22 protein-coding genes, 1 other RNA gene and 1 pseudogene are annotated in these 19,610 nt (G+C 60.7%); 12 read left to right on the top strand and 12 right to left on the bottom strand.

Going from position 1 to position 19,610, the window contains the following annotated elements:
• Positions 1-112 precede the first annotated feature (112 nt).
• The 5 genes from ppx to CD175_RS20370 form a co-directional block, all read right to left on the bottom strand.
• Complete coding sequence (gene ppx / locus CD175_RS20390) at positions 113-1,615, bottom strand: exopolyphosphatase (protein WP_104450236.1); 1,503 nt, start codon at positions 1,613-1,615, stop codon at positions 113-115.
• Between the two features lie 241 nt (positions 1,616-1,856).
• On the bottom strand, positions 1,857-2,594 hold the full coding sequence (locus CD175_RS20385; protein ID WP_104450235.1) for an amino acid ABC transporter ATP-binding protein: 738 nt from the start codon (positions 2,592-2,594) through the stop codon (positions 1,857-1,859).
• Complete coding sequence (locus tag CD175_RS20380; RefSeq protein ID WP_104450234.1) at positions 2,581-3,231, bottom strand: amino acid ABC transporter permease; 651 nt, start codon at positions 3,229-3,231, stop codon at positions 2,581-2,583. Before CD175_RS20380 ends, CD175_RS20385 begins: the two co-directional genes overlap by 14 nt.
• Positions 3,228-3,896, bottom strand: a complete 669-nt coding sequence (locus CD175_RS20375; protein ID WP_104450233.1) for an amino acid ABC transporter permease — start codon at positions 3,894-3,896, stop codon at positions 3,228-3,230. The genes CD175_RS20380 and CD175_RS20375 overlap by 4 nt, the downstream gene beginning before the upstream one ends.
• A 22-nt stretch (positions 3,897-3,918) precedes the next feature.
• On the bottom strand, positions 3,919-4,704 hold the full coding sequence (locus tag CD175_RS20370) for a transporter substrate-binding domain-containing protein (RefSeq protein WP_104450232.1): 786 nt from the start codon (positions 4,702-4,704) through the stop codon (positions 3,919-3,921).
• A gap of 256 nt (positions 4,705-4,960) precedes the next feature.
• Here CD175_RS20370 and CD175_RS20360 point away from each other — a divergent pair, with 256 nt between their 5' ends.
• From CD175_RS20360 to CD175_RS20335, 6 genes are all read left to right on the top strand, one after another.
• Positions 4,961-5,668 carry a FadR/GntR family transcriptional regulator gene (locus CD175_RS20360; protein ID WP_007978878.1) on the top strand — a complete coding sequence of 236 codons (708 nt, stop codon included), beginning with the start codon at positions 4,961-4,963 and terminating at the stop codon, positions 5,666-5,668.
• 121 nt (positions 5,669-5,789) lie between these two features.
• Positions 5,790-6,119: a thioredoxin TrxA gene (gene trxA, locus CD175_RS20355; RefSeq protein ID WP_003206727.1), complete on the top strand. Its 330-nt coding sequence runs from the start codon at positions 5,790-5,792 to the stop codon at positions 6,117-6,119.
• Between the two features lie 247 nt (positions 6,120-6,366).
• Complete coding sequence (gene rho, locus CD175_RS20350; RefSeq protein ID WP_003206716.1) at positions 6,367-7,626, top strand: transcription termination factor Rho; 1,260 nt, start codon at positions 6,367-6,369, stop codon at positions 7,624-7,626.
• Positions 7,627-7,767: 141 nt separating this feature from the next.
• Positions 7,768-9,234, top strand: coding sequence for a 4-hydroxy-3-polyprenylbenzoate decarboxylase (gene ubiD / locus CD175_RS20345; protein WP_104450230.1), 1,467 nt, complete (start codon positions 7,768-7,770; stop codon positions 9,232-9,234).
• Positions 9,234-10,202, top strand: a complete 969-nt coding sequence (locus tag CD175_RS20340; RefSeq protein WP_104450229.1) for a CDP-6-deoxy-delta-3,4-glucoseen reductase — start codon at positions 9,234-9,236, stop codon at positions 10,200-10,202. Before ubiD ends, CD175_RS20340 begins: the two co-directional genes overlap by 1 nt.
• A 320-nt stretch (positions 10,203-10,522) precedes the next feature.
• A complete protein-coding gene (locus CD175_RS20335; RefSeq protein ID WP_007978886.1) occupies positions 10,523-11,191 on the top strand; it encodes a gamma-glutamylcyclotransferase in 669 nt (222 codons plus the stop codon).
• Here CD175_RS20335 and CD175_RS20330 read toward each other — a convergent pair.
• Positions 11,167-11,397: pseudogene (locus CD175_RS20330) on the bottom strand (hypothetical protein); the annotation flags it as partial. The gene CD175_RS20335 and the pseudogene CD175_RS20330 overlap by 25 nt on opposite strands.
• Before the next feature lie 258 nt (positions 11,398-11,655).
• Here CD175_RS20330 and CD175_RS20325 point away from each other — a divergent pair.
• Entirely contained in the window at positions 11,656-12,273 is a 618-nt protein-coding gene (locus CD175_RS20325; RefSeq protein ID WP_104450228.1) for an energy transducer TonB, read from the top strand.
• 47 nt (positions 12,274-12,320) lie between these two features.
• Here CD175_RS20325 and CD175_RS20320 read toward each other — a convergent pair whose 3' ends face one another.
• On the bottom strand, positions 12,321-13,298 hold the full coding sequence (locus tag CD175_RS20320) for an NADPH:quinone oxidoreductase family protein (protein ID WP_104450227.1): 978 nt from the start codon (positions 13,296-13,298) through the stop codon (positions 12,321-12,323).
• 150 nt (positions 13,299-13,448) lie between these two features.
• Here CD175_RS20320 and CD175_RS20315 point away from each other — a divergent pair, with 150 nt between their 5' ends.
• Positions 13,449-13,856: a flagellar basal body-associated protein FliL gene (locus tag CD175_RS20315; protein WP_095964287.1), complete on the top strand. Its 408-nt coding sequence runs from the start codon at positions 13,449-13,451 to the stop codon at positions 13,854-13,856.
• Positions 13,857-13,997: 141 nt separating this feature from the next.
• Here CD175_RS20315 and CD175_RS20310 read toward each other — a convergent pair whose 3' ends face one another.
• A complete protein-coding gene (locus CD175_RS20310) occupies positions 13,998-14,450 on the bottom strand; it encodes an EVE domain-containing protein (RefSeq protein WP_104450226.1) in 453 nt (150 codons plus the stop codon).
• A gap of 195 nt (positions 14,451-14,645) precedes the next feature.
• Here CD175_RS20310 and CD175_RS31370 point away from each other — a divergent pair, with 195 nt between their 5' ends.
• On the top strand, positions 14,646-14,801 hold the full coding sequence (locus tag CD175_RS31370) for a hypothetical protein (RefSeq protein ID WP_167399545.1): 156 nt from the start codon (positions 14,646-14,648) through the stop codon (positions 14,799-14,801).
• A 35-nt stretch (positions 14,802-14,836) separates the two neighbouring features.
• On the opposite strand, the gene CD175_RS20305 is transcribed toward CD175_RS31370, so the two are convergent.
• The 4 genes from CD175_RS20305 to CD175_RS20290 all read right to left on the bottom strand — a co-directional run bounded on the left by CD175_RS20305 (position 14,837) and on the right by CD175_RS20290 (position 16,275).
• Positions 14,837-15,442: a 5-formyltetrahydrofolate cyclo-ligase gene (locus tag CD175_RS20305; RefSeq protein ID WP_007978899.1), complete on the bottom strand. Its 606-nt coding sequence runs from the start codon at positions 15,440-15,442 to the stop codon at positions 14,837-14,839.
• A gap of 100 nt (positions 15,443-15,542) precedes the next feature.
• Positions 15,543-15,721: non-coding RNA, 6S RNA (gene ssrS, locus CD175_RS20300), on the bottom strand.
• A gap of 30 nt (positions 15,722-15,751) precedes the next feature.
• Entirely contained in the window at positions 15,752-16,069 is a 318-nt protein-coding gene (locus CD175_RS20295) for a cell division protein ZapA (RefSeq protein ID WP_007978902.1), read from the bottom strand.
• A complete protein-coding gene (locus CD175_RS20290) occupies positions 16,066-16,275 on the bottom strand; it encodes a TIGR02449 family protein (RefSeq protein WP_007982902.1) in 210 nt (69 codons plus the stop codon). Before CD175_RS20290 ends, CD175_RS20295 begins: the two co-directional genes overlap by 4 nt.
• A 194-nt stretch (positions 16,276-16,469) precedes the next feature.
• On the opposite strand from CD175_RS20290, the gene CD175_RS20280 reads away from it, so the two are divergent.
• From CD175_RS20280 to ubiH, 3 genes are read left to right on the top strand one after another with little or no spacing between them, the layout of a single operon-like run.
• Complete coding sequence (locus CD175_RS20280) at positions 16,470-17,027, top strand: YecA/YgfB family protein (RefSeq protein WP_104450224.1); 558 nt, start codon at positions 16,470-16,472, stop codon at positions 17,025-17,027.
• A gap of 27 nt (positions 17,028-17,054) precedes the next feature.
• Positions 17,055-18,389: a Xaa-Pro aminopeptidase gene (gene pepP, locus CD175_RS20275; protein ID WP_104450223.1), complete on the top strand. Its 1,335-nt coding sequence runs from the start codon at positions 17,055-17,057 to the stop codon at positions 18,387-18,389.
• Positions 18,386-19,573: a 2-octaprenyl-6-methoxyphenyl hydroxylase gene (gene ubiH, locus CD175_RS20270; protein ID WP_104450222.1), complete on the top strand. Its 1,188-nt coding sequence runs from the start codon at positions 18,386-18,388 to the stop codon at positions 19,571-19,573. The genes pepP and ubiH overlap by 4 nt, the downstream gene beginning before the upstream one ends.
• The last annotated feature ends 37 nt before the right edge of the window (positions 19,574-19,610 follow it).

The raw sequence follows: 19,610 nt of genomic DNA, 5'->3' as shown, positions 1-19,610 counted from the left end.
TTTTGTTTGCGCCGAAAACCTTGTAGGAGCTGGCTTGCCAGCGATGGCGGCCTTGCAATCACCGCAAGGCGCAGGCCCGATCGCCGGCAAGCCGGCTCCTACAGAGCGTGTGTCAGCGGGCGGTCAACACGATGTCGACCCGGGTCAGCCATTGCGCTTCAATTTCAAAGTCGGCCTGGGTCAGCTGGTTTTCGTCCAGCCAGTTCTCCGGGAACACCACCTCCAGGTGGTTGCCATGGGCGTTCAGTTCCACCTGGGGCATTTGCTGGGTGCCGCGGATGTGGTGGAACAGGATCGCAAAGCGCAGTAGCACACACAGGCGAATCAGCTTGACGCCGTCGTCACCGAAATCGGCGAACTTGTCCTTGGGAATGTTGCGTCGGTGGCCACGTACCAGCAGCGCGAGCATTAACTGGTCTTCGCGGGAGAATCCGGCGAGGTCCGAGTGCTCGATCAGGTAGGCGCCGTGCTTGTGGTACTGGTAGTGAGCGATGTCCAGGCCCACTTCATGGACCTTGGCCGCCCAGCCGAGCAGTTCGCGCCAGACACCGTCTTCCAGGTCCCAGTCTTCGGCCACCTGGTCAAACGCATGCAGCGCCTTGCGCTCGACCCGTGCCGCCTGTTCCTGATCGACGTGGTAGCGCTCCATCAGCGAGGTGAGGGTGCGTTCACGCACGTCCTCATGGTGATGGCGGCCCAGCAAGTCATAGAGCACGCCTTCGCGCAGGGCGCCTTCGCAGTGATCCATGCGTTGCAGTTCGAGGGAGTCGAAGATTGCTTCGAGGATTGCCAGGCCCGCCGGGAAGATCGCCCTGCGATCCGGCTTGATACCTTCGAAATCGATTTTCTCGACGTCGCCCAGCTTGATCAGTTTGCGCTTGAGCCAGGCCAGGCCTTCGGCGTTGACCTCGCCGGTGCCGTGGCCGCCAGCCTTCAGCGCCAGACCGATGGCGCGGATGGTGCCCGAGGAGCCGATGGCTTCATCCCAGGTCAAGCGGTGCAGGGCGTGCTCGATGCTCATGATCTCCAGCCGCGCCGCCGTGTACGCCTGGGCGTAACGGGCCGGGGTGATCTTGCCGTCCTTGAAATAGCGCTGGGTATAGCTGACACAGCCCATCTGCAGGCTTTCGCGCAGCAGCGGTTCGAAGCGCTGGCCAATGATGAATTCGGTGCTGCCGCCGCCGATGTCGGCCACCAGGCGCTTGCCCGGGGTGTCGGCGAGGGTGTGGGACACGCCGAGGTAGATCAGGCGCGCTTCTTCACGGCCGGAAATGACTTCCACCGGGTGGCCGAGAATTTCTTCGGCGCGACGGATGAATTCGGCGCGGTTGCGGGCTTCACGCAAGGCGTTGGTGCCGACGATGCGTACGGCACCCGTGGGCATACCGTTGATCAGTTGGGCAAAGCGTTTGAGGCAATCGAGCCCGCGTTGCATCGATTCTTCGTTGAGATGGCGCTCTTCGTCGATGCCGGCGGCCAGCTGAACCTTCTCCCCGAGACGCTCGAGAATACGGATTTCGCCGTTCTGGGCCTTGGCCACGACCATGTGAAAGCTGTTGGAGCCCAGGTCGATTGCGGCGATCAGGGACAGATTCTTGGCTTGGGATTGCGGCATGGTCGGGGGTCTCGGTCGATAACCTCGACATCGTGCCACGATCAAAGGCTGCCGCCAACGCGTAGGAGCTGCCGAAGGCTGCGATCTTTTACCGCGGGGCTCTAGTGGTGCGGCCACTGGCCTCTTCGCGGGCAAGCCCGCTCCCACAGGTTTTTGCAGCGAATACGCAATCGTATTTCAACAGAAGACCCTGTGGGAGCGGGCTTGCCCGCGAAGGCGGCGTCATTGGCACCGATGATTTTCAGCCCGCCGCCTCAACTGTCCCGATGAAATTCGCCAGCTCCGCCGTCTGCGGATTGGCGAACACTACTTTCGGATCCCCCACCTCATGCACCTTGCCCTGGTGCATGAACACCAACTTGTCCCCAACTTCCCGGGCGAAGCGCATTTCGTGGGTGACCATGATCAGTGTCATGCCTTCCCGGGCCAGTTGCCGGACCACGCTCAGCACTTCGTTGACCAACTCCGGGTCCAGGGCCGAGGTGATTTCATCGCACAGCAGCACTTTCGGCGACATCGCCAGGGCACGGGCAATCGCCACTCGCTGTTGCTGGCCGCCGGACAGTCGATCCGGAAAGGCATCGAACTTTTCCCCCAGCCCGACTCGTTCCAGCATCTGTCGCGCCAGTTCGGCGGCCCTGGCCTTTGGCACCTTCTGCACCACTTGCGGCGCCAGCATGACGTTCTCACCCACGGTCAGGTGCGGGAACAGGTTGAACTGCTGGAACACCATGCCGACTTTCTGTCGCAGGCTGCGCAGGTCGGCGCGGGCGGCGTCGAGGTATTCGCCGTCGACTTCGATCACGCCGTCGTTGATCGACTCCAGGCCGTTGAGGGTGCGCAGTAAGGTGGATTTGCCCGAGCCACTGCGGCCGATGATCGCCACCACCTGGCCTTCCTCGATGCTCAGGTCGATGCCTTTGAGCACATGATGGTCGCCGTAGTATTTATGCAGGGCGGAAATTCTAAGCAGAGGCATGCAGTCTCCTTTCCAGGTAGCGCGCACTGAGCGACAGGGGGTAGCAGAGCAGGAAATAGCCAAGGGCGACGAGGCCATAGACCATGAAGGGTTCGAAAGTCGCGTTGGCGAGCATGCCGCCGGTCTTGGTCAGCTCGGTGAAGCCGATGATCGAGGTGACGGCGGTGCCTTTGACCACTTGCACCGAGAAGCCCACGGTCGGCGCCACGGCGATGCGCAGTGCCTGGGGCAGGATCACATGGCGCAATTGTTCCAGCGGGTTCAGCGCCAGGCTCGCCGAGGCTTCCCACTGGCCGTTGGGGATCGATTCGACGCAGCCGCGCCAGATCTCCGCCAGATAGGCGCTGGTGAACAGCGTCAGGGCAATCGCCGCCGCCATCCATGGCGAAATCTCCAGCCCGGCCAGGGCCACGCCGAAAAACACCAGGAACAGTTGCATCAGCAGCGGCGTGCCCTGGAACAGTTCGATGTAGGTGCGGGCAAAGCTGCGGGGCAGGGGTTTGTCCGAGATGCGCATGACCATGATCAGCAAGCCGATCAGCCCGCCGCCAATGAACGCCACCAGCGACAGCGCCAGCGTCCATTGCAGGCCGGTGAGCAGGTTGCGCACGATGTCCCAGAAGGTGAAATCACTCATCGGCTGCTCCTTGCGATGAAGCGGTGGCCTATCCAGTTCAGCAACTGGCGGATCAGCAGTGCCATGCACAGGTACAGCAAGGTAGTCAGGGCGTAGGTTTCAAAGGCGCGGAAGTTGCGCGACTGAATGAAGTTGGCAGCGAAGCTCAACTCTTCAGTGGCGATCTGCGAACACACCGCCGAGCCGAGCATGACGATGATGATCTGGCTGCTCAGGGCCGGCCAGACTTTGCCCAGTGCCGGCAGTAGCACCACATGGCGGAACGCTTCGAAGCGCGTCATCGCCAACACCGCCGCGGCTTCCAGTTGACCCCGGGGGATCGCCTGGATGCCGGCGCGGATGATCTCGGTCGAATAGGCGCCAAGGTTGATCACCATCGCCAGCACTGCCGCCTGCCATTCGGAAATCTGCACGCCCAGGGACGGCAAGCCGAAGAAGATGAAAAACAGCTGCACCAGGAAGGGCGTGTTGCGGATCAACTCGACGTAGACCGCGAAAATCCCCGCGAAAGGCCGGATGTTCCACGCCCGCACCAGCGCCCCGACGATGCCCAGCCCCACGCCGAGCACCGCACCGATGGCGGTCAGCTCAAGGGTGAACAACGCACCGCGCAGCAACAGATCGGTGTTGTTCACCACCGGCAAGAAGTCGAACTGATAAGCCATAACGTGTCTCCTGCGCGCGAGATCAGAGGTCAGTCGGCAGTGGTTCTTTCAGCCAGGTCAGGGCATTTTTCTCCAGGGCACCGTCGCTCTTGGCGGTAACGAGGATCTGGTTGACCTTGTCCAGCAGCGCCGGCTCGTTCTTGTTCACACCGACGTAGACCGGTGAATCCTTGAGCTTCACTTTCAGCGCAGGCACGCGTTTCGGGCTTTTCTCGCTGATCGCGACCATCACCACGTTGCCGCTGGCGATCAGGTCGACCTGGCCCGCCAGGTACGCGGCAATGGTCGAGTTGTTGTCTTCGAAGCGCTTGATGGTCACGCCTTCGGGGGCGACCTTGGTCAGCTCGATGTCTTCGATGGCGCCGCGGGTGACGCTGATGGTCTTGCCCTTGAGGTCGTCCAGGGTCTTGATGTCGGCGTCTGGCGGACCGAACACGGCGAGGTAGAACGGCGCATAGGCGCGGGAAAAGTCGATGACCTTCTCACGCTCCGGGTTCTTGCCGAGGCTGGAGATCACCAGGTCGACCTTGCCGGTGGTCAGGAACGGGATGCGGTTGGTGCTGTTGACCGGAGTCAGTTCGAGTTTGACCTTGAGCTGGTCGGCCAGCAGTTTCGCGGTGTCGATATCGAGGCCACGGGGTTTCATGTCCGGACCGACCGAGCCGAAGGGCGGGAAGTCCTGGGGCACGGCCACCTTGAGGACGCCGCGCTTGACCACATCCTCCAGACCGTCGGCGTGGGCGGGTGCCTGGCTCAGCATCAGGCTGGCAAACAGGGCGGCGAGGAGGGCGCTGTAACGCTGGGTCATGGCAAATCTCCGAATCGGCAAGAAGTGATTTCTGCCGATCGACAGAGCATGGGCCATGCCAACATGGGGTTTTGGGGGTGCCAGAGCGCGGTTTTGCTGGCGTCGAACGGTCTTACTGGTCTGAACAGTCAGGTTGTGTTTCGCACCCCGATGGCGCAGCCGGTAAAATCACCGAACCCCCATGGGGCACGACTTGCCGGGCGTCGCGAATAGCTTTACAACTGAGCGCACATTGGCCTGGTTCGTCTGGAAAACCATGAACTCGATCTCCCGCGCCGTACCCGAAGTGGCGCTGCAAGCCATCCGCAAACTGATTACCGAACAGGGCTTCGGGCCGGGGGATGCCCTGCCCTCGCAACGGGACTTGGCGGTACAGTTGGGCGTAAGCCGGGCTTCTTTGCGCGAGGCGCTGTCGTCCCTGAGTGCGCTGGGCGTCATCAGCATCCAGCCGGGCAAAGGTGTGTTCGTGCAGGCGCCGGTGGAGTTGCCGCGAGGCGAGGCCGCAGCGGGCTGGCCGTTTGCGGCGCAGGCTTCGCCACTGGATATCTTCCAGTTGCGCTACGCACTGGAGGGGTTTGCCGCGGGGCTGGCGGCCGTGACCTTGAGCACCGAGGAACTCGATGCGCTGGAAGACAATGTCGCCGCCATGCGCAACGAGCTCAAAGCCGCTGACTTCGAAGCGGCGGCGCGCCTGGACTTCGAATTCCACCGGCGCATCCTGCTCGCCAGCGGCAATCAGGCAATGTTGAGTATCCTCACCGCCAGCGCCGATATCTTCCTGGAAAGCCAGAAACTACCGTTCATCCGGGCCGAGCGGGCCATGGAAACCTGGCAGGAGCACCGCAAGATCCTTCGCGCGCTGGCTCGCCGTGCCTCAGGCGCCGCGCAAAAAGCCATGCACGAACACGTGCGTAACGCGGCGTTGCGCACCGGAATCGCCTTCGTCGCTCCCGCCACGGCGTGACCCGGGCTATACCCAAACTCATGGAACACCATAGCGAGACTCAATCAACTGCACCTTCCTGAACGAGGGAAGGGCAGCTATGATGGGCCACGTTTTTTTGCTTACAACCCTGGAGAATTCCATGAGCAGCGATCTTATCAAACACGTTAGCGACGCTAGCTTCGAGGCCGACGTACTCAAGGCTGAAGGCGCTGTACTGGTCGATTACTGGGCTGAGTGGTGCGGCCCTTGCAAAATGATCGCTCCTGTTCTGGACGAAATTGCCGAGACCTACAAAGGCAAGCTGACCGTCGCCAAGCTGAACATCGACGAAAACCAGGAAACCCCGGCCAAGCATGGCGTGCGTGGTATCCCGACCCTGATGCTGTTCAAGAACGGCAACGTTGAAGCGACCAAGGTCGGCGCACTGTCGAAGTCGCAACTGGCTGCCTTCCTCGACGCCAACATCTAAGCGTCGTTGCAAAGTGTCCTGAAAAAGCCCCGCAAATAGCGGGGCTTTTTGCGTATTCAGGGCTAGACGCTCCTAAACTCAGGTGGTACATTCGGCCCCGCACTGGTTTCTCCATTGCCCCCTGCTAGCCGTCGCCGACGCACTCCTTTTCGAATAAGTACGCGATCCTGTCGCCTTCTCTGCGGCGCGGCCTCATTAAGCCAAAAGCTTAATTTCCCCCCTCCATAAATGATTACGTCATTCCTATATGAATCTGACTGAACTCAAGCAAAAGCCGATTACCGAACTGCTCGAATTGGCCGAACAGATGGGCATAGAAAATATGGCCCGTTCGCGCAAGCAGGACGTGATTTTCTCCCTGCTCAAGAAGCACGCGAAAAGCGGTGAGGAAATCTCCGGTGATGGCGTGCTGGAGATTCTCCAGGACGGCTTCGGCTTCCTGCGCTCCGCTGACGCCTCCTATCTCGCCGGTCCAGACGATATCTACGTCTCGCCGAGCCAGATCCGTCGTTTCAACTTGCGCACCGGTGACACCATCGTTGGCAAGATCCGCCCTCCAAAGGAAGGCGAGCGTTATTTCGCGCTGCTCAAGGTCGACACGATCAACTTCGACCGTCCGGAAAACGCGAAAAACAAGATTCTCTTCGAGAACCTGACCCCGCTGTTCCCGACCGTGCGCATGAAGATGGAAGCCGGTAACGGTTCCACCGAAGACTTGACCGGTCGTGTCATCGACCTGTGCGCCCCGATCGGCAAAGGCCAGCGCGGTCTGATCGTTGCTCCGCCGAAAGCGGGCAAGACGATCATGCTGCAGAACATTGCCGCGAACATCGCGCGTAACAACCCTGAAGTTCACCTGATCGTGCTGCTGATCGACGAGCGTCCGGAAGAAGTAACCGAAATGCAGCGCACCGTGCGCGGCGAAGTGGTTGCCTCGACGTTCGACGAGCCGCCAACCCGCCACGTGCAGGTTGCCGAAATGGTGATCGAGAAGGCCAAGCGCCTGGTCGAGCACAAGAAAGACGTAGTGATCCTGCTCGACTCCATCACCCGTCTGGCCCGTGCCTACAACACCGTGATCCCGAGCTCCGGCAAGGTACTGACCGGTGGTGTCGATGCCCACGCCCTGGAGAAACCGAAACGTTTCTTCGGCGCCGCGCGGAACATCGAAGAAGGCGGCTCGCTGACCATCATCGCCACCGCGCTGGTTGAGACCGGCTCGAAGATGGACGAAGTGATCTACGAGGAATTCAAAGGCACCGGCAACATGGAACTGCCTCTGGATCGCCGCATCGCTGAAAAACGCGTGTTCCCGGCCATCAACATCAACCGTTCCGGCACCCGCCGCGAAGAGTTGCTGACCGCCGACGACGAGCTACAGCGCATGTGGATCCTGCGCAAGCTGCTGCATCCGATGGATGAAGTGGCTGCCATCGAGTTCCTGGTCGACAAGCTGAAAACGACCAAGACCAACGATGAGTTCTTCCTGTCGATGAAACGCAAGTAAGTCGAGCAGGCACAAAAAGCCGGGGAAACCCGGCTTTTTGCTATCCGATTTTTGATCAGGTGGCAGTTCGTGGTTCTGAACCGAAGGGTTCGGCGCTAAACTGCCTGCCCCGAACGCCACGGCCAAACACGAGGCTTACGCATGCAGTATCGCGACTTGCGCGACTTTATCAGCGGGCTGGAACAGCGCGGCGAACTCAAGCGCATTCAGGTTCCGGTGTCCCCAGTACTGGAAATGACCGAGGTCTGCGACCGCACCTTGCGCGCCAAAGGCCCGGCCCTGCTTTTCGAAAAGCCCACGGGTTTTGACATTCCGGTGCTCGGCAACTTGTTCGGTACGCCTGAGCGCGTAGCACTCGGCATGGGCGCGGAAGCGGTGAGCGAACTGCGCGAGATCGGCAAGCTGCTGGCGTTCCTCAAGGAGCCCGAGCCGCCGAAAGGCCTGAAGGACGCCTGGTCCAAGCTGCCGATCTTCCGCAAGATCATCTCGATGGCGCCCAAGGTGGTCAAAGACGCGATCTGCCAGGAAGTGGTCATCGAAGGCGACGATGTTGACCTCGCGAAGTTGCCGGTGCAGACCTGCTGGCCAGGCGACGTCGCGCCGCTGATCACCTGGGGCCTGACCGTCACCAAGGGGCCGAACAAGGACCGACAGAACCTAGGTATCTACCGTCAGCAGGTGATTGGCCGCAATAAAGTCATCATGCGCTGGCTGAGCCACCGTGGCGGTGCGCTGGATTATCGCGAGTGGTGCGAAAAGCATCCGGGCCAACCCTTTCCTGTTGCCGTTGCATTGGGCGCAGACCCGGCGACCATCCTCGGCGCCGTGACCCCGGTACCCGACAGCCTTTCCGAATACGCCTTCGCCGGCCTGTTGCGCGGCAACCGCACCGAGCTGGTGAAATGCCGCGGCAATGACCTGCAAGTGCCGGCCACCGCCGAAATCATCCTTGAAGGCGTGATCCATCCGGGCGAGATGGCCGATGAAGGCCCGTACGGCGACCACACCGGTTACTACAACGAAGTCGACAGCTTCCCGGTGTTCACCGTCGAGCGCATCACCCACCGGATCAAGCCGATCTACCACAGCACCTACACCGGCCGGCCGCCGGATGAGCCGGCGATCCTCGGCGTCGCGCTGAACGAAGTGTTCGTGCCGATCCTGCAGAAGCAGTTCCCGGAGATCACCGATTTCTACCTGCCACCCGAAGGTTGCTCGTACCGCATGGCCATCGTGACCATGAAAAAGTCGTACCCGGGCCATGCCAAGCGGGTAATGCTGGGTGTCTGGTCGTTTTTGCGACAGTTCATGTACACCAAGTTCGTTATCGTCACTGACGACGATATCAACGCCCGGGACTGGAACGACGTGATCTGGGCCATTACCACGCGCATGGACCCCAAGCGTGACACGGTGATGATCGACAACACGCCGATCGACTACCTGGACTTCGCTTCGCCGGTGTCCGGCCTGGGGTCGAAAATGGGCCTTGATGCCACGCATAAATGGCCGGGCGAAACCACCCGTGAGTGGGGCCGCGTCATCGTCAAGGACGATGCGGTGACCCAGCGGATCGATGCCATCTGGAATCAGTTAGGAATAGATTGATGCGTGTAACCTTGCAGCCCTCCGGAGCAGTGCTTGAGATATTGCCCGGCGAGCGGATTCTCGATGGCGCGCGACGACTGGGCTACGAATGCCCGCAAAGTTGCCGCAACGGCAATTGCCACGTGTGCGCGGCGCTGCTGGTGGAAGGTCGGGTCGAGCAGGCCGGCAATGTGCGTGATCATGGCGAGTTCTACACTTGCATAGCGGAGCCGCTGGAAGACTGCATCGTGCTGTGGGATGGCGTGCTCGCCTTGGGAGAACTGCCGGTGCGCAGCGTGTCGTGTCAGGTCATTGAGTGCAAGGACGTGGGCGGCGATACCTGGCGCGTGCGTCTGCGGGCTCCGGCCGGCAAACCGCCGCGCTACCACGCCGGGCAGTACCTGATGATCGAACGCGAGAACGGCGAAAAGTCCGCCTTCTCCCTCGCCTCGGCACCGCATGCGGGGCGCGACCTGGAAATCCACGTACTGGCGCGCGAATCCAGTGCGCTGAGCCTGATCGAGCAGCTCCAGCGCAACAGCATGGTGCGGGTCGAGTTGCCGTTTGGCGATACCCACCTGGAGGAGTTGCCGGACGGCCCTCTCGTACTGATCGCCGCCGGCACCGGCATGGGTCAGATACATGGTCTGATCGAACATTGCCGGGCCACGGGTTTCAAGCATCCGGTGCATTTGTATTGGGGCGTGCGTCGTCCAGAAGACTTTTATCAAATCGAGCACTGGAACGAATGGCTGAAATTGCCCAACCTGTTCCTGCACAAGGTCGTCAGCGATCAATGCGGTTGGGAAGGGCGTTGCGGCATGTTGCATGAAGCGGTCTGTGAAGATTTCCCGGACCTCAAGCCGCTGCACGTTTACGCCAGTGGCTCGCCGGCCATGGTCTACGGCACGCTGGATGCGCTGGTAGAGGCGGGGATGGACGCCCATCAGATGCGCGCTGACGTATTTGCCTACGCCCCCAGATCCTGATGCTGCCCCCCTGTAGGAGCGAGCTTGCTCGCGATGGACTCAAGAACGCTGCGGGTAGCCTGACCTCCCGCGTAATCGTTAACGACCATCGTCGGAACGCCGCCCGGAGCAAGCTCGCTCCTACAGGTATATAACTCGCTATATAGCCTATCGGTATTTATAAACTTTAATAAATATCGGTAGGTTATATATCACGCAGGCAACCCGTTAAGAACTGTGCCATGGCATTCAAATTGCCTTAAAACTTATGTGCCTTATTGTTACAGCTGTGCGTTCTATTAAGTAATTCTTCACCCGCGGGGAGCTGAACGCTATTCGCCATGAGCGCCATCGAATCTGCTTTTTTGAATCTGGCTTACCCTCCGCGGCTCGATCTGGGGCCGCAGCTCACCCACGAACAATTGCTCAGCTCGATGCAGTCGACCATGGCCCGTCACAAGGGTGGGCCGGTGTGGCTGTTTGCCTACGGCTCGCTGATCTGGCGGCCTGAATGCACGGCGGTTGAACGGGTTCGCGGCCGGGTGCATGGCTACCATCGCGGGTTGTACCTGTGGTCCCACGAACATCGCGGCACCCCGGAAATGCCCGGCCTGGTGTTCGGCCTGGATCGCGGTGGCTCTTGCAGCGGTTTCGCCTATCGCTTGCCCGAAGAGCAACTCGAAGCGTCGCTGTACGCACTTTGGCAGCGCGAGATGCCATTTCCTTCCTACCGCCCGCACTGGCTCAACTGCCGACTCGAAGATGGCAGCCAGGTTCAGGCCTTGGGTTTTGTGCTGGAGCGACATCTGCCCAGCTATGCCGGCAACCTGCCGGATCACGTGCTGAGCCATGTGTTCGAAAACGCTTGCGGGCGTTATGGCACCACTCGCGATTATGTCGAGCAGACCGCGCACGCCCTGCGTAGCCACGCCATGCCAGACCGGAACCTGGAGGCGCGGCTCAAGCGCTGTAAATCAAAGGCCGATCAAGCGAGTGCTTCGCGGCCCTGACTGGCGACTTGTTTGTGTCGTAGCGTCGGGGCGAGGAAAGCCATCGCCAGCAGGCAGGCGCCCACCAGCAGCACGAAACCGCCGTCCCAACCGAAGTGGTCCACGGTGTAGCTCTTGGCTTCCTTGAGGTAGGTCGGTGCCCAGTCCAGCACGCTGTAGCGCAGCAGATAGACAAAGACGTTGGCCAGGGTGATGTACCAGAGCATCGGTTCTCATCGGCAAAACAGCGGAAATGTTGGATATCGCGCGTTCCTTTATGAACCTGTTGCTCAGGTGCAAGTGAAGGGTGTTGTAGGAAGCGTTACCTACTCATGCTTTACGCGGCTGATCCGTCCCGGGTAGGGCAATTCTTTGGGAAATGTCCTGCTCTGTTACCGGAAGCCGTGACCTTCAGTGCAGCACCCTTGAGCTTTAACCTTGGCCGTACAGCCAACTGTGGCGTTTCAGGTGCGGGGGAGAGGAGGATGCGGTGGTTTGTGTTCGTGGTGCTGCTGTTTGTCTGGTCTGTTGCAAGCAACGCAGGTGAGGTGTTCCTGATACCGGAAAACAACCCCAAGCCGATTTACCCACCGGCGCTGCACCGGGCTGGAATCACCGGTAATGTCCGGGTCAGGTTCATGGCACATGCCAATGGCTCGGTCAGCAAGGTGAGCATTTTGCAAAGCGATCACCCTGATTTCGCCGAGGCGACCCGGGTCGCCATAGCGCAGTGGCGGTTCAAGCCATGGACCGTTGAGAGTGACAAGCCTGAGGAGCAGGAAGTCATTGCGCCGATGATATTCGGGTTCGATGTGTATCTACCGCTGCATCTCAATCAGCGGCTCAAGGCATTGAGATGCCGCGATCTCAATGAGGCACTGGCGAATACCCCGGAGCACGAGTGGATCGATTCCGCCGCGTTCCATTACGTCCGGGCCTATCTGTCGAACGCGTTTTCCACGGCAACACTGCCGACCGAACGGCGTCTGTCATTGATCGCCGATATGAACAGAAAGGTGCCGATCATTATCAGGCAATGCTCGAACAATCCGGTTTCCAGCTATGTAAGGTTTTTGCCGGAAGATATCCGCCAGTTACTGTAGGAAAAGAGCCTGGACCCGTTAGCAGAGGTCCGGGCCCTTTGCCGGGTTCAGCGAACCTGCACCACCACTTTCCCGACTGCTTTACGCTGGCCAAGATCATTGATCGCCTGCGCCGCATTGCCCAGCGGATACACCTGCGATACCAGCGGCTTCAGCTTGCCTTCGGCAAACCAGCCAAACAGCTGCTGGAAGTTCGCGGCATTGTCCTGCGGTTGGCGTTGGGCGAAGGAGCCCCAGAATACGCCGAGCACCGCCGCGCCTTTGAGCAGCGCCAGGTTGACCGGCAATTCGGGGATGCGCCCGCTGGCGAAGCCGACCACCAGCAGGCGACCGTTCCAAGCGATTGCGCGGATAGCCTGGTCGAACAGGTCGCCGCCCACCGGGTCGTAGATCACGTCGGCGCCCTGGCCGTCGGTCAGGCGCTTGATTTCGTCCTTGAGGCTGGTTTCGCTGTAGTTGATCAGTTCATCGGCGCCGGCGGCCTTGGCCACGGCGAGTTTTTCCGCGCTGCTGGCTGCGGCAATTACCCGGGCACCCATGGCTTTGCCGATTTCCACCGCCGCCAGGCCGACACCGCCGGAGGCACCCAGCACCAGCAGGGTTTCGCCCGGTTGCAGGTTGCCGCGCTGCTTGAGTGCGTGCATCGAGGTGCCGTAGGTCATGCTGAAGGCGGCGGCGGTGTTGAAGTCCATGGACGGCGGAATCGGCAACACGTTGTAGCCCGGCACGGCGACCTGTTCGGCAAAGCTGCCCCAGCCAGTCAAGGCCATGACCCGGTCACCGACTTTCAGGTGGCTGACCTTTTCGCCGACTTCGCGGACCATGCCGGCCGCTTCGCCACCCGGGGAAAACGGGAAGGGCGGCTTGAACTGGTACTTGCCCTCGATGATCAGCGTGTCGGGGAAGTTGACCCCGGCGGCGTGCACGTCCAGCAGGATTTCATTCTTCTTCGCGACAGGACTGGCGACGTCTTCCAGCACCAGCGATTCGGCAGGGCCGAAGGCTTTGCACAGCACGGCTTTCATCAGGGCTATTCCTTTTGGAGTGATGGCCGATAAGTGTAGGTGTGTGGGTCGAAGGGTCAACGAGCATGCCCGACCCTGATAGTCAGCCATAAGCTTGTGCTTGCATGGCGGGTCGTTATGCTAGGCCGCAAACCTGATAAGGAGTGAATTGTGAAAGCGTGGATCATGTTGTTGCTGGCCCTGTCCCTGCCTGTGGCAGCGGTGGCCGAAGAAGCCAAAGAAGATACCGCTCCGAAGGTCAGTTACATCACCCTGAGTCCACCGTTCGTGGGTAACTACGGGCTGGACGGCACGCCGAAACTGAAAGTCTACAAGGCCGATGTGGCGTTGCGGGTGACCGGTGACGAGGCTGCCAAGGCGGTGAAGGCCAATGAACCCTTGATCCGCAATCAATTGGTCGCGCTGTTCGCCCAGCAGACTACCGAGACAATGAACAATGTCGAGGCCAAGGAAAAGCTGCGTCAGGAAGCTCTGAAACAGACCCAGCAAGTGATGAGCGACGAGACCGGCAAACCGGTGGTTGAGGATCTTTTGTTCAACAACCTCATTATCCAGTAAAAACTCTGTTGCCTGGGCCTGCCCTATCGCGGGCAAGCCCGCTCTCACAAGGATTAGCGGTGAACACAAATTTTGTGAGCACCAGAAGCCACTGTGGGAGCGGGCTTGCCCGCGATGGCAATTGGATGGGCGCCGAGAACCTTACGGCTTGAGCGATATCACCGCCGCCCACTGCTCTGGCGTCACCGGCATCACCGACAGCCGCGAACCTTTCTGCACCAGCGGCAATTCGGCCAGCGCCGTCTGCTGCTTCAGGTAATCCAGCTTCAGCACCCGGGCAAACGTCTCGACATGGGCGACATCGATCGCGCTCCAGGCGTTTTTCTCCGCCGTTGCCTTTGGGTCGTAGTAATGACTTTCAGGTTCCAGCGCCGTCGGGTCCGGATACGCGGCTTCGACAATCCTGCCGATGCCGGCGATGCCTGGTTCCGGGCAGCTGGAATGATAGAAAAAGAACTCATCCCCCACGGCCATGGCCCGCAGGAAGTTGCGTGCCTGGTAGTTGCGAACCCCGTCCCAGCGCGCTTTGCCGAGTTTTTCCAGCCCCTTGATCGAGAGTTCGTCGGGCTCGGATTTCATCAGCCAATAGGCCATGTCTTTTGCTCCTTGCGTGGTGATTGAGCAGCTTGTCGGCAATTTTATGACAAACCGACAGTCGGTTGACGTCAGCATTTGCGCAGCGGTTCACGTTGTCGCAAAATGCCGGCCTTTAAAGCTTGACGCTGCTGCACGGCCTACAAACGGAAACCGCTGCTGTCATCGTGTAGATCTGCCTTTGGGGGGCAATCGATGAAACGCAAACCGGATTTACTATGGATTTTGGTCATTTTGTTTGGCCTTGGCGTCGTGACCACCGGCTATGCCCAAAGCCTGTGGGCCAGCAAGACCGATGCACCGGTCGAGTTCGCCCAGTTGCAGCAACAGTCGACAGCCTTCAAGCGCTGATCCTGTTGTCCCGGCGTCGCTGATCGAAGTGGCGCCTAGCCTGCGTAATACCAGGCCTTGTCTGTTACCGTTCCCTGCAGCGGCACATCCCAGCTCGCCTGAGCCAATCGTTCCACTTTCTGACATTCATGGGCCAGCCCCAACAGCGTCGGCTTGCGCCAGTCATTGCGGCGCGCCAGGTAAGCCAGGCTCCGATCATAGAAACCGCCGCCCATCCCCAGGCGTCCGCCAACATCGTCAAACCCCACCAGTGGCAACAACACCAAGTCCAGCGCCCAGATCCTGCGCTGCCGGGCGAGGTTGGCCCGTGGTTCGAGAATGCGGAAGCGGTTGGGTTTGAGTTTTTCCCCTGGCCGGATGCGCTGGAACACCATTTTGGTTCGCGGCCAGGCACTCAGCACCGGCAGATAGGTGGCCTTGCCCCGGCGCTGTGCGGCACGCAGCAACAGACGCGGATCAATTTCACCGTCGGTCGGCAGATAGAGGGAGATATGTCGGGCGCGGCGGAACAGCGGTTGCTGGGCTAATTGCTTGTACAGCCCGCGAGCGGCCTGGCGCTGCTGACTGGGTGTCAGTGCGCGACGGGCCTTGCGCAGCATGCGTCGAAGTTGCGGGCGGGGAAGCAGCGCAGGTTCGGTCATGGATTCGGACTTCGCTGGTCAGGTACATGAAGCGTAACTGTAAAAAGCGGATCTATAAAAACGCCAATGCCGGTATTTAAACCGGCATTGGACTGGAATCAGGCTCCCCGAATGTGTCGCTGTCGACTTAGCCCTTGAACCCGAAAGTTCAAGGTGGAAGATGCAGTAGGCTTTAAGGCTTTCCGTCTAGCGGACATGCACACCAGCCCAACGTGCAACCTCCAGGGTATAGCAAATCGGCTCAGGGACATCGCCAACTGGCAAACACCCCAGGGAGTGAGGGCAGTATACCGCAAGCGGCGACGCGAATCAGCCTTTGGTGACGTCCGGATCGGTCGCGAGCACCAGATCGACGCGATCGAGCAGGTCGCGAACCTGCTCACGGGTCGAGCCGCTGACCTGAACATCCGGGCGATCTTCCTTGTGCAGCAGGTCGTGGGTGATGTTCAGTGCAGCCATCACGGCGATACGGTCGGCGCCGATGACTTTGCCGCTGCTGCGGATCTCGCGCATCTTGCCGTCCAGATAACGGGCGGCGCTGACCAGGTTGCTGCGCTCTTCCTGAGGGCAGATGATCGAATACTCTTTGTCGAGAATCTGCACGGTGACGCTATTGCTTGAACTCATGAGTCTTGCTCCAGGGCCTTGAGGCGCGAAATCATCGACTCGACCTTACGCCGGGCGATTTCGTTTTTTTCAATGAGATGCGCGCGTTCCTCGCGCCAGGTCTTTTCCTGAGCTAGTAAGAGTCCATTTTGACTCTTAAGTTGCTCGACTCGGGTAATCAGCAATTCGAGTCTGGCCATCAGCGCTTGCAGGTCGGTGTCTTCCATTGTCTTCACTGTCTGATGGGTGTTGGACTGTAGGAGCGAGCTTGCTCGCGAGGAACCTGAGAACGCCGCGGGTTGTCAGGTTCCCAGCGTTATCGTTGACGACCATCGCGAGCAAGCTCGCTCCTACGGGGGTAGTCGATGTAGGATACAAGGCCTTCATTCTAGACATAGCGCCGTCTGGCGCCTAGCTGCCCATGACCATTCAGAATTCCCCGTACCAAGCCTTCGCCACCCTGCTGACTTCCAGCGGCCACAACGTCTCGCCTGCCGAACTGCACGGCTTGTTGCTCGGCCGCAGCTGCGCCGGCGCCGGTTTCGACGCCGAAGGCTGGCTGATCGACGCCGCCGAACTGCTCGAAAGCGAGCCGCAGGACAACGTTCGCAACGCCCTGATCGGCCTGCAAGAGATGGTAAAAGGCGAGCTCACCGGCGATGACGTGACCGTCGTTCTGCTGCTGCCGTCCGACGAAGCTCCGCTCACCGAACGTGCCGCCGCACTGGGCCAATGGTGTCAGGGTTTCCTCAGCGGTTTCGGCCTGAACTGCCGTGACAGCAGCGCCCTGAGCACCGAGGCCACCGAAGTGCTGCAGGATCTGGCGGCCATTTCCCAGGTGCAAGATGCCCTGGAAGAGTCCGACGACGGCGAAAACGACTATATGGAAGTCATGGAGTACCTGCGCGTCGCGCCGCTGCTGCTGTTCTCCGAGACCAAGAAAGACGTGCCGGCCGCCGCCAAACCGTCGCTGCACTAATCGTTTGCCAGGGAACGCCATCTGCCCATGATCCATATCCCGAAATCGGAATACAGCCGTCGCCGCAAGGCCCTGATGGCGCAGATGGAACCCAACAGCATCGCCATCCTGCCCGCCGCCGCGGTGGCCATTCGTAACCGCGACGTCGAGCACGTCTACCGCCAGGACAGCGACTTCCAGTACCTCAGCGGTTTTCCCGAGCCCCAGGCCGTACTGGTGCTGATGCCGGGGCGCGTGCATGGCGAATACATCCTGTTCTGCCGCGAGCGCAACGCCGAGCGCGAATTGTGGGATGGCCTGCGCGCCGGGCAGGAAGGCGCGATTCGCGACTTCGGTGCCGACGACGCCTTTCCCATCACCGATATCGACGACATCCTGCCGGGCCTGATCGAAGGCCGTGACCGGGTGTACTCGGCCATGGGCAGCAACCCCGAATTCGACCGCCACCTGATGGAATGGATCAACGTGATCCGCTCCAAGGCCAACCTCGGTGCCCAGCCGCCGAACGAATTCGTTGCCCTGGATCATCTGCTGCACGACATGCGCCTGTATAAATCGGCGGCAGAAGTGAAAGTGATGCGCGAGGCGGCGCGGATTTCCGCCCAGGCGCATGTGCGGGCAATGCAGGCCTGTCGCGCCGGGCTGCACGAATTCAGCCTGGAAGCCGAGCTCGATTACGAATTCCGCAAGGGCGGGGCGAAGATGCCGGCCTACGGGTCGATTGTCGCGGCAGGGCGCAACAGCTGCATCCTGCATTACCAGCAGAATGACGCGCTGCTCAAGGACGGTGACCTGGTGCTGATCGACGCCGGGTGCGAGATCGACTGCTACGCCAGCGACATCACCCGGACCTTTCCGGTCAGCGGCAAGTATTCAGCGGAACAGAAAGCGATTTACGAATTGGTGCTGGCCTCCCAGGAAGCCGCCTTTGCCGAAATCGCCCCGAACAAACACTGGAACCAGGCGCACGAGGCCACGGTCCGGGTCATCACGGCCGGGCTGGTCAAGCTGGGGTTGCTCCAGGGTGAGGTTGACGAACTGATCGCCAGCGAAGCCTACAAGGCGTTCTACATGCACCGCGCCGGCCATTGGCTGGGCATGGATGTGCACGATGTCGGCGAATACAAGGTCGGCGGCGAGTGGCGCGTACTGGAGGTCGGCATGGCGTTGACCGTGGAGCCGGGGATCTACATCGCTCCGGACAACCAGAGCGTGGCGAAGAAATGGCGCGGCATTGGCGTGCGCATCGAGGACGACGTAGTGGTCACCAGAACCGGTTGTGAAATATTGACGGGCGGCGTGCCGAAAACCGTCAGCGAAATCGAGGCCCTGATGGCGCAAGCACGGACACAAGCGGCATGAGTCGAGTCAACCTGGCAATCATCGGTGGCGGGCTGGTCGGTGCGAGCCTGGCGCTGGCCTTGCAGGCCGGCGCCAAGGCCCGAGGCTGGAAGATCGTGCTGATCGAGCCGTTCGCCCCGGGGGACACTTATCAACCGAGTTACGACGCCCGTTCTTCGGCGCTGTCCTTTGGCTCGCGGCAGATTTATCAACGCCTGGGCGTCTGGCAGGAAGTTTCCCGCCGCGCCGAACCGATCAAGCAGATTCATGTTTCCGACCGTGGCCGATTCTCGACGGCGCGGTTGTCGGCGATGGAAGAGGGTGTTCCAGCGCTGGGTTATGTCGTTGAAAACGCCTGGCTCGGCCAATGCCTGTGGCAAGGCCTGGACAAGGACGTGATCAGCTGGCGCTGCCCGGCGGAAGTCACCCGCATGGAGCCGCTGACCGATGGCTATCGCCTGACCCTCAATGATGAAACCACCCTTGAGTGCGACCTCGCGGTGCTCGCCGATGGCGGCCGCTCCGGCCTGCGCGAGCAGTTGGGGATCGGTATTCGCAAGCGTCCGTACAACCAGAGCGCGCTGATCGCCAACATCACCCCGAGCGAGGCCCACAACGGCATGGCCTTCGAGCGCTTCACCGATGAAGGCCCGATGGCGTTGCTGCCGCTGCCGGAAAACCGCTGTGCACTGGTCTGGACCCGCCTGGGCATGGACGCGCAACGCCTGGCAGCCCTTGATGAGCGCTGTTTCCTCAGTGAATTGCAGGGCGTCTTCGGTTATCGCCTTGGTACATTGAAACAAGTCGGTGCACGACACCTGTATCCGCTGACGCTGGTCGAGGCCGAAGAACAGGTGCGCCCGCATCTGGCAGTGCTCGGCAATGCGGCGCACAGCCTGCATCCGATTGCCGGCCAGGGGTTCAACCTGTCCCTGCGCGATGCCCAGGCCCTGGCCGATGCCCTGCTCGCCAGCGAAAAGCCCTTGGGCGACTTTGCCACCTTGCAGACCTATCGCGAACGTCAGCGTCTCGACCAGGACCTCACCGTGGGCTTCTCCGATCAGGTCACGCGTCTGTTCGGCAGTACCCAGCCGCTGGTGTCCCTGGGGCGCAACATCGGCTTGCTCGGCCTCGACCTGCTGCCACCGGCCAAACGCTGGTTTGCCCGACAGGCGATGGGGCTGGGGACGCGACCGGATGCGTAGCTGGCTGATCCGCCGGTTTGGCAAGGCACGATTGATA

Source organism: Pseudomonas laurylsulfatiphila (assembly GCF_002934665.1).
Classification (GTDB): Bacteria; Pseudomonadota; Gammaproteobacteria; order Pseudomonadales; family Pseudomonadaceae; genus Aquipseudomonas; species Aquipseudomonas laurylsulfatiphila.
This window is presented reverse-complemented; position numbering and strand designations above follow the sequence as displayed.

Excerpts from the sequence above, each read along its gene's own strand:
- CD175_RS20295 (WP_007978902.1), bottom strand. The coding sequence starts at position 16,069 with ATGAGTTCAAGCAATAGCGTCACCGTGCAGATTCTCGACAAAGAGTAT.
- CD175_RS20280 (WP_104450224.1), top strand. The coding sequence starts at position 16,470 with ATGACCATTCAGAATTCCCCGTACCAAGCCTTCGCCACCCTGCTGACT.
- CD175_RS20375 (WP_104450233.1), bottom strand. The coding sequence starts at position 3,896 with ATGGCTTATCAGTTCGACTTCTTGCCGGTGGTGAACAACACCGATCTG.
- ubiD (WP_104450230.1), top strand. The coding sequence starts at position 7,768 with ATGCAGTATCGCGACTTGCGCGACTTTATCAGCGGGCTGGAACAGCGC.
- CD175_RS20310 (WP_104450226.1), bottom strand. The coding sequence starts at position 14,450 with ATGGCCTATTGGCTGATGAAATCCGAGCCCGACGAACTCTCGATCAAG.
- trxA (WP_003206727.1), top strand. The coding sequence starts at position 5,790 with ATGAGCAGCGATCTTATCAAACACGTTAGCGACGCTAGCTTCGAGGCC.
- CD175_RS20335 (WP_007978886.1), top strand. The coding sequence starts at position 10,523 with ATGAGCGCCATCGAATCTGCTTTTTTGAATCTGGCTTACCCTCCGCGG.
- rho (WP_003206716.1), top strand. The coding sequence starts at position 6,367 with ATGAATCTGACTGAACTCAAGCAAAAGCCGATTACCGAACTGCTCGAA.
- CD175_RS20305 (WP_007978899.1), bottom strand. The coding sequence starts at position 15,442 with ATGACCGAACCTGCGCTGCTTCCCCGCCCGCAACTTCGACGCATGCTG.
- pepP (WP_104450223.1), top strand. The coding sequence starts at position 17,055 with ATGATCCATATCCCGAAATCGGAATACAGCCGTCGCCGCAAGGCCCTG.
- CD175_RS20325 (WP_104450228.1), top strand. The coding sequence starts at position 11,656 with ATGCGGTGGTTTGTGTTCGTGGTGCTGCTGTTTGTCTGGTCTGTTGCA.
- CD175_RS20360 (WP_007978878.1), top strand. The coding sequence starts at position 4,961 with ATGAACTCGATCTCCCGCGCCGTACCCGAAGTGGCGCTGCAAGCCATC.
- CD175_RS20340 (WP_104450229.1), top strand. The coding sequence starts at position 9,234 with ATGCGTGTAACCTTGCAGCCCTCCGGAGCAGTGCTTGAGATATTGCCC.
- ubiH (WP_104450222.1), top strand. The coding sequence starts at position 18,386 with ATGAGTCGAGTCAACCTGGCAATCATCGGTGGCGGGCTGGTCGGTGCG.
- CD175_RS20385 (WP_104450235.1), bottom strand. The coding sequence starts at position 2,594 with ATGCCTCTGCTTAGAATTTCCGCCCTGCATAAATACTACGGCGACCAT.
- CD175_RS20290 (WP_007982902.1), bottom strand. The coding sequence starts at position 16,275 with ATGGAAGACACCGACCTGCAAGCGCTGATGGCCAGACTCGAATTGCTG.
- CD175_RS20320 (WP_104450227.1), bottom strand. The coding sequence starts at position 13,298 with ATGAAAGCCGTGCTGTGCAAAGCCTTCGGCCCTGCCGAATCGCTGGTG.
- CD175_RS31370 (WP_167399545.1), top strand. The coding sequence starts at position 14,646 with ATGAAACGCAAACCGGATTTACTATGGATTTTGGTCATTTTGTTTGGC.
- ppx (WP_104450236.1), bottom strand. The coding sequence starts at position 1,615 with ATGCCGCAATCCCAAGCCAAGAATCTGTCCCTGATCGCCGCAATCGAC.
- CD175_RS20370 (WP_104450232.1), bottom strand. The coding sequence starts at position 4,704 with ATGACCCAGCGTTACAGCGCCCTCCTCGCCGCCCTGTTTGCCAGCCTG.
- CD175_RS20380 (WP_104450234.1), bottom strand. The coding sequence starts at position 3,231 with ATGAGTGATTTCACCTTCTGGGACATCGTGCGCAACCTGCTCACCGGC.